At 46.4% G+C, this 15,819-nt stretch carries 11 protein-coding genes; 7 read left to right on the top strand and 4 right to left on the bottom strand.

Features of this window, described 5'->3' with window-relative positions; genetic code table 11:
* Positions 1–91 precede the first annotated feature (91 nt).
* On the top strand, positions 92–2,608 hold the full coding sequence (clpB, locus tag KUA46_RS15800; protein ID WP_022120423.1) for an ATP-dependent chaperone ClpB: 2,517 nt from the start codon (positions 92–94) through the stop codon (positions 2,606–2,608).
* A 92-nt stretch (positions 2,609–2,700) separates the two neighbouring features.
* On the opposite strand, the gene KUA46_RS15795 is transcribed toward clpB, so the two are convergent.
* Positions 2,701–2,841: a hypothetical protein gene (locus tag KUA46_RS15795; RefSeq protein ID WP_434725804.1), complete on the bottom strand. Its 141-nt coding sequence runs from the start codon at positions 2,839–2,841 to the stop codon at positions 2,701–2,703.
* 492 nt (positions 2,842–3,333) lie between these two features.
* Here KUA46_RS15795 and hflX point away from each other — a divergent pair, with 492 nt between their 5' ends.
* Genes hflX through KUA46_RS15780 form a run of 3 tightly spaced genes read left to right on the top strand, consistent with a single transcriptional unit; the run spans position 3,334 to position 8,168 of the window.
* Positions 3,334–4,581: a GTPase HflX gene (hflX, locus tag KUA46_RS15790; protein ID WP_022120421.1), complete on the top strand. Its 1,248-nt coding sequence runs from the start codon at positions 3,334–3,336 to the stop codon at positions 4,579–4,581.
* A gap of 28 nt (positions 4,582–4,609) precedes the next feature.
* The gene (locus tag KUA46_RS15785; protein WP_117587997.1) at positions 4,610–6,466 is read left to right on the top strand and encodes a DUF4954 family protein; all 1,857 of its coding nucleotides are present in this window, start codon (positions 4,610–4,612) and stop codon (positions 6,464–6,466) included.
* 43 nt (positions 6,467–6,509) lie between these two features.
* Positions 6,510–8,168 (top strand): fumarate hydratase, encoded by a 1,659-nt coding sequence (locus KUA46_RS15780; protein ID WP_022120419.1) that lies wholly within the window; start codon positions 6,510–6,512, stop codon positions 8,166–8,168.
* A gap of 109 nt (positions 8,169–8,277) precedes the next feature.
* On the opposite strand, the gene KUA46_RS15775 is transcribed toward KUA46_RS15780, so the two are convergent.
* Positions 8,278–10,941, bottom strand: a complete 2,664-nt coding sequence (locus KUA46_RS15775) for a thiol protease/hemagglutinin PrtT (RefSeq protein ID WP_218487579.1) — start codon at positions 10,939–10,941, stop codon at positions 8,278–8,280.
* Between the two features lie 270 nt (positions 10,942–11,211).
* Here KUA46_RS15775 and KUA46_RS15770 point away from each other — a divergent pair, with 270 nt between their 5' ends.
* From KUA46_RS15770 to KUA46_RS15760, 3 genes are all read left to right on the top strand, one after another.
* Positions 11,212–11,343, top strand: a complete 132-nt coding sequence (locus tag KUA46_RS15770; RefSeq protein WP_256625076.1) for a hypothetical protein — start codon at positions 11,212–11,214, stop codon at positions 11,341–11,343.
* A 188-nt stretch (positions 11,344–11,531) separates the two neighbouring features.
* Positions 11,532–12,179 (top strand): double zinc ribbon domain-containing protein, encoded by a 648-nt coding sequence (locus KUA46_RS15765; RefSeq protein ID WP_194252947.1) that lies wholly within the window; start codon positions 11,532–11,534, stop codon positions 12,177–12,179.
* Between the two features lie 17 nt (positions 12,180–12,196).
* Complete coding sequence (locus KUA46_RS15760; protein WP_153118314.1) at positions 12,197–13,555, top strand: hypothetical protein; 1,359 nt, start codon at positions 12,197–12,199, stop codon at positions 13,553–13,555.
* A gap of 330 nt (positions 13,556–13,885) precedes the next feature.
* Here the strand turns inward: KUA46_RS15760 and KUA46_RS15755 are convergent, their stop codons facing one another.
* Both KUA46_RS15755 and KUA46_RS15750 read right to left on the bottom strand, forming a co-directional pair.
* Positions 13,886–15,550: an ABC transporter ATP-binding protein gene (locus KUA46_RS15755; RefSeq protein WP_153118315.1), complete on the bottom strand. Its 1,665-nt coding sequence runs from the start codon at positions 15,548–15,550 to the stop codon at positions 13,886–13,888.
* Positions 15,547–15,813 (bottom strand): PqqD family peptide modification chaperone, encoded by a 267-nt coding sequence (locus tag KUA46_RS15750; protein WP_153118316.1) that lies wholly within the window; start codon positions 15,811–15,813, stop codon positions 15,547–15,549. Before KUA46_RS15750 ends, KUA46_RS15755 begins: the two co-directional genes overlap by 4 nt.
* Positions 15,814–15,819: the final 6 nt, after the last annotated feature.

The following is a 15,819-nucleotide window of genomic DNA, read 5'->3' as shown; positions in this document are numbered from 1 at the left end:
GAACGCACCGGGAGGTTTCCGAAGAGGAGATTCCGGCGCTCATCCAAATAACACAAATATGAATATATAATATAAGAAAGGAGATATTAATATGACATTCGACAAATTTACAATCAAGGCGCAGGAGGCGGTACAGGAAGCCGTAAACATTGCGCAGCGAAATGGTCAGCAAACCATCGAACCGGTGCATCTGCTTAGCGGTATCCTTGAAAAGGCTACCGATGTGACCAACTACATCTTCCAGAAGTTGGGCATGAACGGACAGCAAATCGCCATGCTCTTGCGTCAGGAGATGCAACATCTGCCTCGTGTGCAGGGCGGCGGTCAGCCGTACCTCAGCAACGAGACTAACCAGATACTGATGAATGCCGAGGATACCGCCAAGAAAATGGGCGACGAGTTCGTTAGCGTAGAACCTATCCTGTTGGCTATCGTACAGGGCAACTCTACTGCTGCACGTATTCTGAAGGATGCTGGTGCAAATGCCAAAGATATGCTCGCTGCCATCCAGGCATTGAGACAGGGACAGAACGTAAAATCACAAAGCGCTGATGATAACTATCAGAGTTTGGAGAAATATGCGAAAAACCTTGTAGAACAGGCAAGAAGCGGCAAGCTGGACCCAGTTATCGGACGTGATGAGGAAATCAGAAGAGTACTCCAGATTCTGTCACGAAGAACCAAGAACAACCCTATTCTGATAGGTGAGCCTGGTACAGGTAAGACTGCCATCGTAGAAGGTCTTGCCGAGCGTATCGTGCGTGGCGATGTACCGGAGAATCTGAAGAACAAGCAACTCTATTCTCTCGATATGGGTGCGCTGGTAGCCGGTGCCAAATATAAGGGTGAGTTCGAGGAGCGTCTGAAGAGCGTCATTAAAGAGGTAACCAACGCCAACGGCCAGATTATCCTCTTCATCGATGAGATTCACACGCTGGTAGGTGCAGGCGGTGGCGAGGGTGCCATGGATGCAGCCAACATTCTGAAGCCAGCCCTGGCTCGTGGTGAACTGAGAGCCATCGGTGCTACTACCCTCAACGAGTATCAGAAGTACTTCGAGAAGGATAAGGCGCTGGAACGCCGTTTCCAGACCGTCATGGTCAATGAGCCTGACGAGGTAGACGCCATCAGTATCCTCCGTGGTATCAAGGAGCGCTACGAGAACCATCATAAGGTACGTATTCAGGATGATGCCTGCATCGCAGCCGTCAAGTTATCAGAGAGATACATCTCTGACAGATTCCTCCCTGATAAGGCTATCGACCTGATGGATGAGGCAGCAGCCAAACTGAGGATGGAGCGTGACTCTGTACCAGAAGAACTGGATGAGATTACCCGCCACTTGAAGCAGTTGGAGATTGAGCGTGAGGCCATCAAGCGCGAGAATGACCAACCTAAGATTCAGCAGTTGGATAAGGAAATTGCAGAATTGAAGGATCAGGAGCATGACTTCCGTGCTAAATGGGAAGGCGAAAAAGCACTCGTCAACAAGATTCAGCAGGATAAGCAGGAGATAGAAAACCTGAAGTTTGAGGCTGAACGCATGGAGCGCGAAGGCAATTACGAACGCGTAGCTGAAATCCGCTATTCTAAACTGAAGGCGCTCGAGGATGACATCAAAAAGATCCAGGAGCAGCTGAAGAGTACACAGGGTGGCGCAGCGATGGTCAGAGAGGAAGTTACAGCTGATGATATCGCTGAAGTTGTAAGCCGCTGGACCGGAATACCAGTAAACCGTATGATGCAGAGCGAGCGTGAGAAACTGCTCCACCTGGAGGAAGAACTCCACAAGAGAGTCATCGGACAGGACGAGGCTATCACCGCTGTAAGTGATGCCGTTCGCCGCAGCCGTGCCGGTTTGCAGGATCCTAAGCGTCCTATCGCCAGCTTCATCTTCCTCGGTACTACCGGTGTAGGTAAGACGGAACTTGCCAAGGCGCTGGCTGAGTATCTGTTCAATGACGAGTCGATGATGACCCGAATTGATATGAGTGAATATCAGGAGAAGTTTAGCGTAACCCGTCTGATCGGTGCGCCTCCAGGGTATGTAGGCTACGATGAAGGTGGTCAGTTGACCGAGGCTGTACGCCGCAAACCATATAGTGTGGTTCTCTTCGATGAGATTGAGAAGGCGCATCCTGATGTTTTCAATACCCTGTTGCAGGTATTGGACGATGGCCGGTTGACCGACAACAAGGGTCGTGTAGTCAACTTCAAGAACACCATCATCATCATGACTTCCAACGCAAGCCGTGAGATGTTGCGCAAGACCTTCCGTCCTGAGTTCCTGAACCGTATTGATGATATCATTACCTTCAAGCCGTTGACCCAGGAGCAGATTGCCGAGGTTGTAGAACTTCAGATGAAGCGAGTAAAGAAGATGTTGGAGCCTCAGGGCTTTGAACTTCGCTGGACTCCTGCAGCTATCCAGTATCTGGCAAAGGTAGGATACGACCCTGAGTTTGGTGCCCGTCCTGTAAAGCGCGCTATCCAGGATTATGTATTAAACGACTTGAGTAAGAAGATTCTTGCAGAAGAGGTTAGCAGAGAGAAACCAATTACCATCGATCATACAGATGCAGATGGATTGGTCTTCAAAAACCAATAATTCCAGCAGATAACCAATCCGCGGAAAAAACGGATTGAAACATAAAATAAAGAGGGTGACAGATTCAGATATCTGCCACCCTTTTTTATTTATTATACACAGTTTTCCATCAACACACTCACCTTGACCGCCAATCTGCCATCAGGGGATGTTACTTCATAATTGTTGGCTTGCGCACAAACCGCGCCGAGCAACAAAATACCAGCAACACATTTTTTTTGCTTCATTTTCATTTTATTGTTAGGTTGAAATTATTATCTGTCTATGACGCAACAGCAGTATAGCCGACGTTCCAGCTTCTGTTACTGTAGCGTACAACAAAAATCGCTCCTGAATGAGAAGAAACCAAAAAGCCCCGACATCACGTCGAGGCCTTTGAAGTTTTTGAATGTTTCAGCAGTTTGTGTTTTTTATGTAGTTATGATTTGTTCGTTTTTGAAAATCAATTCTTTACTGGGTGCAAAATTAAGACAAATATTGATATAAATCAAATAAATCTCGATTTTTTATGCAAAAAACCACGTAAACGTTTACAATTTTTGCGCACCAAAAAGACCCTTTGTGCGCTGTTGTGACTAAAATACAGCTGTGCATTTTGTGTCTTTTGAATATTTTCTGCCACATTAATAAAAAAGTTAAAATATTGATGCTATATTTTGTTTTCTCTGTATTTTACACTATCTTTGCACTATCTTTTCACATTATTATATATATAAAGAAATTAGATGAAAGAATTTGTAATATCAGAAGTCAAGGCGGAAACCGCTGTACTCGTGGGTCTGATTACCAAGACACAGGACGAAGCCAAGACAAAAGAATATCTCGACGAGCTGGAATTTCTTGCCGATACTGCGGGGGCTGTCACCGTAAAGCGATTCACGCAGAAGGTGGTTTCTCCTAACCAGACCACCTATGTGGGTAAGGGTAAACTCGAAGAAATCAAAGAATATATCAAAAACGAAGAAGAGGAAGATAGAGAAGTAGGTATGGTCATCTTTGATGATGAGCTTTCTGCCAAACAGATCCGTAACATCGAACAGGAACTGCAGGTAAAGATTCTGGACCGCACCTCACTCATCCTCGATATCTTCGCCATGCGTGCGCAAACCGCTGCGGCTAAAACCCAGGTAGAGTTGGCGCAATATCGTTATATGCTCCCTCGTCTGCAAAGACTCTGGACTCACCTGGAACGACAGGGTGGTGGTTCAGGATCTGGTGGCGGTAAGGGATCTGTTGGTCTGCGTGGACCGGGTGAGACCCAGCTCGAGATGGACCGCCGTATCATCCTCGGCAGAATGAGTCTCCTCAAAGAGCGACTGGCAGAAATCGACAAGCAGAAGACTACACAGCGAAAAAACAGAGGCAGAATGGTGCGCGTGGCACTGGTGGGCTATACCAACGTAGGTAAATCTACCATCATGAATCTGCTCAGCAAGAGCGAGGTGTTTGCAGAGAACAAACTCTTTGCCACCCTCGACACCACCGTACGCAAGGTAGTGGTAGACAACCTGCCGTTCCTCCTTGCCGATACCGTAGGATTCATCCGCAAATTGCCAACCGACCTGGTCGACTCATTCAAGAGTACCCTTGACGAGACACGCGAGGCCGACCTTCTTCTGCACGTAGTAGACATCTCACATCCCGACTTCGAAGAGCAGATCCAGGTAGTAGAGAATACGCTCAAGGAACTGGATTGCGCCGATAAGCCATCGATGATTATCTTCAACAAGATAGACAACTACTCATGGGTAGAAAAAGAGGAAGACGACCTCACACCGATGGAGAAAGAGAACATCCCGCTGGAAGACCTGAAGAAGACCTGGATGGCAAAACTCAATGAGGACTGCCTCTTCATCTCGGCAAAGAACAAGGAGAACATCGACGAATTCCGCGAGATACTCTACAAGAAAGTAAGAGAGTTGCACGTACAGAAGTATCCATACAACGACTTCCTGTACCAGGATTATGAGTAAGAACATAAATATCAATAACAAGTAAGTTATGAATGATTACAGACCTTTAACCACCGAGGAAATCGAGGTGCTTAAACATAACGACTGCTGGGCCGAAGACTGGACCTCAGTCAATGTATCAGAAGATTTCAAGCCCAACTTCATGCACCGCGTGATGCTCTATGGCGAAATAAACATCGGATCCTTCAACAAGAACGTGGAGGTGAGCCAGGGCTTCGTAAAGCATTCGGGCATCAACAATGCCACCTTGCGCAATGTAACCATAGGCGACGACTGTCTGATAGAAAACGTAGGCAATTTCATCAACAACTATACCATTGGCGATGATTGCTACATCTCAAACATCTCGACCATGGAAACCACCGAGGGAGCTACTTACGGCGAAGGAAATCTTGTGAGCGTACTCAACGAGGTGGGCGAAGGCAACGTAATCCTCTTCAGCGATCTGAACAGCCAGCTGGCAGCCTTCATGGTGAAGCATTTCCCTGACAAGGAAATGAAGGAGAAGATTCGCCAGCTCATCAAGACCGACATCGACAACAAGATGCCGGATCGGGGACAGATTGGCAATAATGTGAAGATCATCAATACCAAGGAGATTACTAACTGCGTAATCAATGATTACTGCGAAGTGAACGGTGCTTCCCGTCTGAGCGACTGTACGCTATTGGGCTCTGTTCATGGCAACGTATATATCGGCACAGGCGTTATTACAGAAAACAGCATCATCGCTGAAGGCGCCAGCGTCATCAACAGCGTAAAGATACAGGATTGCTTCGTAGGCGAAGCCTGCCAGCTGTCTAACGGCTTTACCGCATCAGCCTCCGTATTCTTCGCCAACTCCTATATGAGCAATGGCGAGGCTTGTGCAGCCTTCTGCGGTCCTTTCACCGCTTCTCATCATAAGAGCAGTCTGCTTATCGGAGGCATGTTCTCTTTCTATAACGCCGGTTCTGCCACCAACTTCAGCAACCATGCCTACAAGATGGGACCTATGCACTGGGGCATTCTGGAGCGCGGTTCCAAGACAGCCAGCGGTGCTTATCTCCTGATGCCAGCCACTCTGGGTTCCTTCTCAGTATGCTTCGGCAAGCTGATGCACCACCCTAACACCCGCAATCTGCCTTTCGCCTACCTCATTGCCGATGGCGACAAGATGTTCCTCATCCCGGGCAGAAACATCACTACCGTAGGTCTGTACCGCGATATCAAAAAATGGCCTAAGCGTGATCTCCGTGCTATGGAGAACCGCAAGAGCATCGTCAACTTCGACTGGCTTTCACCTTATTCTGTTGGCGAGATTCTAAAGGGTAAGAAGATTCTTGAAAACCTGCGCGAAGTAACGGGCGATAATGTTTCGCAGTATCTTTATCACGAATATATCATACCGGCTTCATCGCTCCACAAGGGCATCAAATATTATGATATCGCCCTCCGCATCTACATGGGTGCCGTATTGAAGCGTGTACTGAAGCGCGACCCAGCCATCACCCCTCCAGCCAGCCATGTCGGCGTGGGCGATTGGGATGATCTTTCGGGACTCCTACTCCCGGTTTCTGAAGAAGAAGGCATCGTTAGGGATGTGAAGGAAGGAACTATCGAGAATATAGAACAGTTGCTCGACCGGTTTGAAGAAATCAATGCCAACTATCGCGACTACCAGTGGGCATGGACCTACCAGATGATCTGCGATTACTACGGCATCAGTGACATCACACTCGAAGATGCCAACCGCATACACGAAGATTATATCAAGGCACGCCGCTCATGGATAGCAGAAATCCGAAAGGATGCTGAGAAAGAATTTGCCATGGGCGATGTGGAGGAAGAGGTTTTCCGCAACTTCGTCGACAGCCTCGACCAGGAAATAGAATACGAGAATTAATGAGACTTGAATATTTCAACAGTTTAAAATAACAAAAAACATTATGGCAAAAACTCCAGATTTTAAGTATGCTCCAATGTTCCAGATTGGAGAGGACAAGACAGAGTATCGCCTTATCTCTAAGGAAGGCGTAAGTACAGCAGAGTTCGAGGGTAAGACTATCCTCAAGGTTTCTAAGGAAGCTCTTACTTTGCTGGCACAGCAGGGTTTCCACGACGTAGAGTTCATGCTCCGTCGTGAGCACAACCTCCAGGTGGCTAAGATCCTCAGCGACCCAGAGGCTTCAGAGAACGACAAGTACGTAGCACTCCAGTTCCTCCGCAATGCAGAGACTGCCGTTAAGGGCATTCTCCCATTCTGCCAGGATACAGGTACTGCTATCATCCACGGTGAGAAGGGCCAGCGCGTATGGACCGACTTCGAGGACGAAGAGGCACTGAGCCTGGGTGTTTACAACACCTACACACAGGACAACCTCCGCTATTCTCAGAACGCTCCTCTCAATATGTATGATGAGGTGAACACCCGTTGCAACCTTCCTGCTCAGATTGATATCGAGGCGACAGAGGGCGACGAGTACCGTTTCGTGATGGTAGCTAAGGGTGGTGGCTCTGCCAACAAGACCTACTTCTACCCAATGACCAAGGCTACTATCCAGAACGAGGGCACATTGCTCCCATTCCTCGTAGAGAAGATGAAGAGTCTGGGTACAGCAGCATGTCCTCCTTACCACATCGCCTTCGTTATCGGTGGTACTTCAGCTGAGAAGAACCTCCTCACCGTGAAGTTGGCTTCTATCAAGTACTACGATGAGTTGCCTACAACAGGTGATGAGACGGGTCGTGCTTTCCGTGACATCGACTTGGAGAACAAGCTCCTCGAAGAGGCTCACAAGATTGGCTTGGGTGCACAGTTCGGCGGTAAGTATCTCGCTCACGATATCCGCGTGATCCGTTTGCCACGTCATGGCGCAAGCTGCCCTATCGGTATGGGTGTAAGCTGCTCTGCCGACCGTAACATCAAGGCTAAGATCAACAAGGACGGTATCTGGTTGGAGAAGATGGATGAGAACCCAACAGAGTTGATTCCTGAGGAGCTCCGTAACCCAGGTGAGGGTACCAAGGGTATCGAGATTGACCTCGACAAGGGTATCGACGCAGTTCGTGCTGAGTTGACCAAGTATCCTGTAAGCACCCGTGTTAACTTGAAGGGTACCATCATCGTGGCTCGTGACATTGCTCACGCTAAGCTCAAGGCTCGTCTGGATGCAGGCGAGGAGATGCCTGAGTACTTCAAGAACCACCCTATCCTCTATGCAGGACCAGCCAAGACTCCAGAGGGTTATCCATGTGGCTCTATGGGACCTACCACAGCCAACCGTATGGACCCATACGTAGATGAGTTCCAGGATCATGGCGCTAGCCTTGTAATGATTGCCAAGGGTAACCGTGGCGATGTTGTTACAGAGGCTTGCAAGAAGCATGGTGGTTTCTACCTCGGTACTATCGGTGGTGTAGCTGCCGTTCTCTCTAAGAGTTCTATCAAGAGCATCGAGTGCGTAGAGTACCCAGAGCTCGGTATGGAGGCTATCTGGAAGATTACCGTAGAGGACTTCCCTGCATTCATCCTCGTAGATGATAAGGGCAACGACTTCTTCAAGCAGTTGAAGCCTTGGACTCCTTGCAAGGAATGCCAGAAGTAAATGATACTGAAATCATGATAATGAAAAAAGCTCAGGGCAGATAGCCCTGAGCTTTCTTTTTATACTTATATCGGATAACCTGTTCTGTTTCCGAAACAGGAACATCCGTTTAAAGCAGCAGTTTATATGTCTTGCTTTGCATACCGGTTTCTACCCGCAACAGATAAACGCCTTGTCTGATACCCTGTAAAGAGAGACTGACTGTTTTTCCATCCGTAGCAGATGCCTGTCTGAGCAGGTTTCCTCCCGCATGATACAGTTTAATCTTTCTCACGTCCTTGCCCGAAACCAGGAGTTGATGTCCCTCGCGACTGATCTCGGTTTCAGTATCAGGGCTGGTAGCATTTTCTATTCCTGTAGCTATATCCTGATAGAGAATAAGGATATCGCCCTTTCGCTTGAGAAAATAAGTAGGTTCCTGCGGATTCTTCAGTTCCACTTTCTTTCCTCCTATTTCGCCCATCACCCTGAACAGATAGGTATGACCGTCGGTCCAAGGCAGATTATTCTTGCGCAGCCAGTAACTGTAAAGCGGCACGTCGGAAGCTGATGAGACAGTTACATCATCGCTGAGTCCATTTACCTCTATTTCTTCCTTTGTATCTACATCTTCAGAGATGAGGGAAACATGCCCCTCGTAACTGCGGTCTTCTGTCGTACGCAGCGAAACACCCATCTTGAAGAGAGATACCTTCGATACATCGACGCTTCCGGTTTCTATCTTCTCGTTTGAATCATCAGCCAGAAAGACTTCAGCTTTTGCCATCAGCGGTTTCTCCTCTCCCTTTACCACCTCTATATAGGCTGCATCCTGATCGTGGATACCGTTGACCGGACAATCCTGGGTTTCGGCTTCATCCGAAGTAATCTCCAGTTTCACCTGATAATATCCCGGAGCAAGCTGGGCAGGAACGGAAAGGAGAATCGGGATTTCGGTCTCGCTGAAACCATCTATTTCGGTCAGCTGGTCCACACGTGTACTCAGCACAACCTCCTGGTTCTCATCCAGCAGTTTCACTCTCAGGTAACAGTCGCGCGGCACACCATTGAGGTTCTTGATAGTGAAGAAGGCAAGTACCTTGCTGCCCTGTTCAGCCTTGCCGTCAAGTCTTGGCTGCCCCATCAGTTGGAAGCGGGCATCTTCCGAACAGATTTCAGAGATGCGGCCGGCACCGTCTTTCAGTTCCACCCCGATAACAGGTGCCTTCTTCATCGGCAGGAAATCATCCCATGAACCATCATCCTTCCGGGCTGCACATATAGCGATGATACGGTAATAGCCGTTTTCAAGACCGGCAAGACTGAGACTGATTTTCTGAACCTGATTGATAAGATAATCAGTTCCCATCCATCCCTTCTGCTCTCCGCCATAAAGTCTTTCCGTAAAGCCTCCCTGCTGATGATCATCAGAATAAACCACCTGCTTGAGATTCCCCGCTTCATCATAAACGGCAACACCGATGTCGCCCCTGAAAGGCTTGCCTCTGTTGACGAAGGAATTCATCTCGACAGTTACCGGCTGTGATGGGTCGAATAACTTTCCCGACGCCTCTTTCAGGCTGAGAGAACCACCCTCGTTGAACATCAGCTGCGGCGAAGTTTCCAGCAGTCCGCGCTCTATTTCGGGATATTTCCCGTTGTTGGGATGAGCTAAGATGGCGGTAATGGCACGGTTAAAGGCAAGCGGTTTGCCCTGAAACTCACTTCCGGTCTGCGAAACATTGAGATTGGTGAGCGAATAATAGGCATCGCCCTGTCCCTCCCAACCGAAGTTCATGTGGAAGAGGCCATTTTCATCGAAACCATCAGTTACCCAGGCATGACCGGAAGCCGAACCGGCTGGTCTGCCTTCCAGATAAACCGGACATCCGTTAAGCAGTTCCTGTCTCAGGATTTCTGCAAACCTCCCCGGTCCTTCTACAGCTTTCGTAACGTAGGCTGCCGAATAATCGAAATGCTTTTGCAGCGCCTGATAGGCGAAGACTCCCTGGGTTCCACTTGCGCTGGGCGTATATTGCATGAAAGAAGCCACGCCCACATCGCTCATCAGTAAGGCTACGGCATCAATCTCTGCAGGAGTAGCCTGAACCGGATAGCGGTAGTCGGGCAACATGTTGGTCCAGTCGTAGTGCGACTGACTGAAATCCGCACTTTTCTTGTCCTGGTAGTAGGTTACCACATATTCGTTTTTTCCCTGTCCCTGAGCCGGCCACTGATGATAATACATCATCTGAGCCACAGCCGTAGCCACACAGCCGCTGTAATAATATCCTGTTTTAGCATTAAACGGATACGACTGTCCCCATTTGCTTTTCAGCATCGGCGCTACGGTTTTAGAGTAAAGTCCGGTGCGTGTATGGCTTTGTACCTTCACCTTTCCTTCTTTCAGCACCTCGAAAGTCTGTCGGTATCCCGAAAGCAGCAGTTTTACGCAGGGATTGGCATTGAGCGTATCGAGACAACCTTCTTTGCTGTATCCCAACACTTCCCCCATCTGGTCATCACCTGATACGATAACGAATCCCTGTCCGTGCGCATCATTATATATATAATAAGGTGTACCAGCCTTATTTTTCCTGCCCTTCTCCTTTGCTTTCATACCGGTATCTTGCGGCAGAGTGACATATCTCTTAGCTATCTCCGCCGCCTTCTGCCAATTGATTTCCTCGGCATGAACAGTTTGAGAACAGGTCATCATCAGAGCAACGAATCCCACAAATAGGTTCCCCATTTTCAGTCCCTTCCATTTTTTCCTTTCTTCTTTCTTTTTCATTTCTTCAGGTCTTTTTATTTGATATTGAGTTAATTACGCCACCTTCTGGAAATATCAGATTAGCTACACTTTGCCATCATCCAGAAAGTTTTCTGCAAATATACAACTTTTCTTTGAAAAAAAAGAGATTTTCCAAAATATTCGTGTTTTTATAAAATAAAAGTTTCTTCCATTTTTCTTGCTTATTACGAATAAAAGTCTTAACTTTGCAGCAGACTTAGGAGAAAGCCGAATATCTCGGAACAAATAAGTGATAATATGGTATAGCGTATGAAACAGGTAGAAGAAAGATACATCAGCTTGCTGATCGACTTCGGCTTCGACCGTCTCTTTGAGGAAGCCGAAATAGCCAAGTTTACTCCGCAGGAAATGAGGGAGTATGAAGCTAGTAAAAAGGCATAACGCGATATGAGCCAGAAAGCCCTGGAGATAGCTAAGAAAAACGATGAAAACAGTTTTTTTAGCTTTGCTTATCCATATCCTATCATTATGAGTATAGGGAAAATCCTATGCTATATTAGGGTTTATTCTATCCATATATCACAAAAAACATTTAATTTTGCAGCAGAAAATGATAATAATATAAAATTATGGAAAAAACAAAGAGATGCCCTTATTGTGGCGAAGAAATTCTCGCAATTGCGAAGAAATGCAAACATTGTGGGGAATGGTTAGATGAAACTCCTCCCTTAAAGGAAACAAAAACCTGTCCTACCTGTGGAGAATCTATTGCTGCAAATGCAAAGGTATGTCCTATATGCAATGAACCTACACATGTTTTGGATGAAACAGAAACTCTTTCAGATACTTCTAACCCAAAAGGAACAACTGTAGTTAATGACGGACACATTCTTTACTGTAAAACATGCAAGGAAAAAATCAGTTCAAGCGCTCAGATATGTCCTAATTGTGGGGATACTGATCCTTTTTATTTTGACGACATAACCAACAAACGCAAGAAAGTAGGTCTTGGATGTGCTACCATAGTTATTTTAGCCATTGTTATGACATTTATATTTAGAGCTTTTGGGTCTAAAAATGGAATATTAACTTGGAGTTCTGCCGAATTTTGGATCTTCGTATTCGTTATATTGGGCATTTTGGGTTTACAAAGATACTTCTCATATGCCAATATGAAAGAACATAGAGATGAAATGGATAAGATTTTCAAATCGAAGAATGACTCCCAGGCTCTTGAAATATGGAAGAAGGAATTAGAAGAGAAAAATTATAATTAAACTCATTAAAAAATTATATGAAAAGAATTATTTTGTGTATATCTATGTTGTTCATGGTAATGGTATTTACTCATGCACAAGAGAAAGCTAACGTATTGGTTGAGAAGTTTACTGCAGAAGGCGGTTATACTGACAGTGATATACGAACTTTAAGGGAAAATGTTATTAGAGCATTAGTCAAGACTATGCGAGTTAACGTTTTAGATGCAGAAAACTGTAAAGCCACTGACAAGCAGTATACTTTGGTTAAAGGTCATCTTCAAAAACCAGCCGTATCTAGCCAAACTGTAGAAGATAAAGGAGAAAGATTTACGCTGACAGAAGTAAACCTAAACTATGTAATTACCATGATTAAGCCAAATTCAAAGGAATCTTCTACTTCGTTTATGTTCACAACCAGAGGTAATAGCATGAGTGGCGAGGCTGATGCGATTGCTGATGCATGTAAGATGGTAAAGTTAAGCATGACCAAGATGATGGAAAAGGTGTTTCCTGTGGTTGGAAAGATTGTATTAATTGACAATGCTAAAGATGATAAAGCTCTGACCGTCTATATTAATCTGGGAGCATCAAACGGAATTAAAAAGGGACAGAAGTTTGATGTTGCCATCATGAAAGACGTAGCAGGAGAGCAAGTAGCCAAAAATATTGGAACATTGACCGCAACAGAAGTTTCTGATACAAAAACTCTTTGTAAAGTAAATAGTGGCGAAGTTGAAATTTTCACTTCTGTAAATTCTGGTATAGATACAGCTATCAAAACTCGTGAAAAAAAGGGACTTTTAAAAGGATTAGGCGATGTTATGGGAAATGTATATGGTGGTAGCGGATTCATAGCAGACTCTGGTATGCAAGTGGAAAATTCCACTGAGAATACCGTTTCGGCTGCTTCTGTATCTGGTCATGCTGGAACAGCAGCATCAGGTCTAAAGACGGGTTCAGCAAGTAAGTTCAGCTACTATGATTTTATTTCCGGACCTAATGGACGTAAATACATCGAACCAATTCTTGATTGGTCTGCAAACAAAGCTACTATCATAGCTTATATGAAGGAAGCAGGCTATGTGAAGAGCGATGAAGACATGTTGGCTTTTGCCAGCGATGATGATAATGACCCTCATAGTCCATCCATCATGTATATGATAATGAATGGCCAGTACTTCAGTGCAACATCTATGCTTATGCAAGTTAAAAAAGAAAGCGTTTTAACATGGATGAAGCAGCATTACATCTATAAGGGGAAAAACAATGGAGGCCTTGCCGATTTGCATAATTTTATTTCTAAAGATAAAAAAACAAGTATTATGGTCAGTTTTATGAATCTGAATGAATCAGAGTATTCAACTGTTACCATAGCATACCAAAAAGAATTCTAATTAATTGAGTTGAAGATAGTGCCGATAGGGTTTATCCTATTCGGCACTTTATTTTTATGAAAAGAAACAGAGTATTTTGCAAGTTTCCTTGCGTAATAAAAATAACTTATCTCTGCTGCTATAAAAATGCAAGAAATAGCCCCCAAAAACAGCATGATTATTTAAACCAATATTTATTCTTATCTTTGCATCCCATTTTTCATAGTAAGTATTTTAACAGTAAAAACTCAAAATGATGAAGCAGAAAAAACATCGAAAGATTCCGGCACTGGCTGCTGGAACCACACTCGTGGCAGCGATGCCCCTGATGGCATCCTGCTCCACCGATTATCACAGCCGTATCTGCTCCTGGCATCTGTCTGCCACCTCCTTCCTATGCGTAACACAGATAATAGTCTTATCGGCATACGAAGCAAAGAGGCGGTCGAAAAGAAGTTTCTCGGTTTCGGCATCCAGCGATGAGCTGATTTCATCAAGCAACAGAATGTTACCTTCGCGCAAAAGACTGCGGGCTATAGCAATGCGCTGTGCCTGACCGCCACTCAAACGGGTGGCATGCTCTCCTATCTTCGTATTCATACCTGCCGGCAAACTGAAAACGAAATCGGCACAGGCTACATGAAGGGCTTCGGTAAGCTGCTCATCGGTAGCCACGGGATTGGCAAGAAGAAGATTATCGCGAATGGTTCCGCTCATCAGCGTATTACCCTGCTCTATATACACGATATGCGAACGCATGCCGGTTCCTTCTGTCTCTTTGCCCAGAGCATCATACAATACTATCCTTCCGCTATCGGGCTGGATGATACTCGACAAGAGACGCAGGATGGTGGTCTTGCCACAACCGGTTTCTCCTACTATCGCCACAGATGTGGCGGGACGGAAATCATAAGAGAAATGACTGACAACAACTTTCTTTCGCTCATCGGGATATGAATAACTCACATCCTGAAGACGGATGCCGCAAGCACGCTGCAAAGGTATAGAAGCTTCTGCCTGCAACAGAGATTCCTCCTGCTCGGTATTTTCAATCTCTACCAACCGGTCTACACTCGCTGATGCATGAATCAGCTGGGGAATCATGCCCAAGAGCGACATGATAGGACTCTGTATCTGACCCACCAACTGCAGGAAGGCGGTCATCACACCAAAGGTTATCAACCCGTTCTTGAGTTGGATGGCACCATAGACAAAGGCTCCGAAATAGCCGTAACTGAAGGTGAAAGCCAGAAGCAGGCGGGATATCAACGTAAAACGGATTCTACGGCGGACCAGATGATGCAAACGCTGCTGCATGCTGCCTACCCTACCGGAAACCGTGCTCTCTGCCTGCAAGGTCTTGATGGTGAGTTCATGTTCTACCGTCTCCTGAATCATCATCTGTATGCTGCTCTCCTCCTCGCGTATCGCCAGCGTCATCTTCTTGAGTCGGCTGCCGAGATACTTGGCACAGACTGCAACCACCGGTGTCAGTACTAGAAGGCTCCATGCCAGAATGGAATCGATAGAACGCATCAGGAAGAAGGCACCGAAGAGCTGCACCAGGGTGACTACGATTGTGGGCAGGATATCCGTAACTACCGAAGAGGCTGATGAGAGATCACGCTCCAAACGCTGGCTGATGTCGCCGGAAAGCATATCAGAAGCAGGCTTTCCGGAACCAGCCTCAGCCTGATGCTTAACGGCATAGAGTTTCCTGCCCAGCACAAACCGGAAGAGGCGGCTACGCATATCATTCTGGAGGATTACCTCGGTGATGCCGGAAAGATAGAATACCAGCTGGCGAAGGGCTATCAGCAGGGCGATGACAGAAAAAAGCACGATGGTTTCGCGCAGCACATTGCCACGCCAGATCACCACATCGATGAACCGGCGACACAGCCAGACGAGCCACAAACCTAATGCTACCTGCAGGAGACCGGCGATGATGCGCAACAGCAAACGTCCACGGACAGCAGACATCTGGCGGAAAAACCAAAGTGCATACTTCCTCATACCAGTCCCTCTTTCTGCCACTGGGCAATAATCGCCTCACAGTCTTTTTCTGCCTGAGCCATGACTACATCATACTCATCGCACAGAGCCTGAGCCAACGAAGCTACCGTAAATTCACCCTGTTTCTCAGCCGCCTTCCAGAGAAAGGCGGCAGTTTCATTGAGACTGATCAACTTGGTAAAGTCTACTGCCTGCATACCTTCGGCTGTTACCACATACTCACCGCAAATTTCGCGGAGCTTGAAATCTTTCCTGATCTTCATTGTATC

The organism is Segatella copri (assembly GCF_019249765.2).
Classification (GTDB): Bacteria; Bacteroidota; Bacteroidia; order Bacteroidales; family Bacteroidaceae; genus Prevotella; species Prevotella copri_K.
This window is presented reverse-complemented; position numbering and strand designations above follow the sequence as displayed.

Coding starts and splice junctions, on each gene's coding strand:
- clpB (WP_022120423.1), top strand. CDS start 92: ATGACATTCGACAAATTTACAATCAAGGCGCAGGAGGCGGTACAGGAA.
- KUA46_RS15795 (WP_434725804.1), bottom strand. CDS start 2,841: ATGAAAATGAAGCAAAAAAAATGTGTTGCTGGTATTTTGTTGCTCGGC.
- hflX (WP_022120421.1), top strand. CDS start 3,334: ATGAAAGAATTTGTAATATCAGAAGTCAAGGCGGAAACCGCTGTACTC.
- KUA46_RS15785 (WP_117587997.1), top strand. CDS start 4,610: ATGAATGATTACAGACCTTTAACCACCGAGGAAATCGAGGTGCTTAAA.
- KUA46_RS15780 (WP_022120419.1), top strand. CDS start 6,510: ATGGCAAAAACTCCAGATTTTAAGTATGCTCCAATGTTCCAGATTGGA.
- KUA46_RS15775 (WP_218487579.1), bottom strand. CDS start 10,941: ATGAAAAAGAAAGAAGAAAGGAAAAAATGGAAGGGACTGAAAATGGGG.
- KUA46_RS15770 (WP_256625076.1), top strand. CDS start 11,212: ATGAAACAGGTAGAAGAAAGATACATCAGCTTGCTGATCGACTTCGGC.
- KUA46_RS15765 (WP_194252947.1), top strand. CDS start 11,532: ATGGAAAAAACAAAGAGATGCCCTTATTGTGGCGAAGAAATTCTCGCA.
- KUA46_RS15760 (WP_153118314.1), top strand. CDS start 12,197: ATGAAAAGAATTATTTTGTGTATATCTATGTTGTTCATGGTAATGGTA.
- KUA46_RS15755 (WP_153118315.1), bottom strand. CDS start 15,550: ATGAGGAAGTATGCACTTTGGTTTTTCCGCCAGATGTCTGCTGTCCGT.
- KUA46_RS15750 (WP_153118316.1), bottom strand. CDS start 15,813: ATGAAGATCAGGAAAGATTTCAAGCTCCGCGAAATTTGCGGTGAGTAT.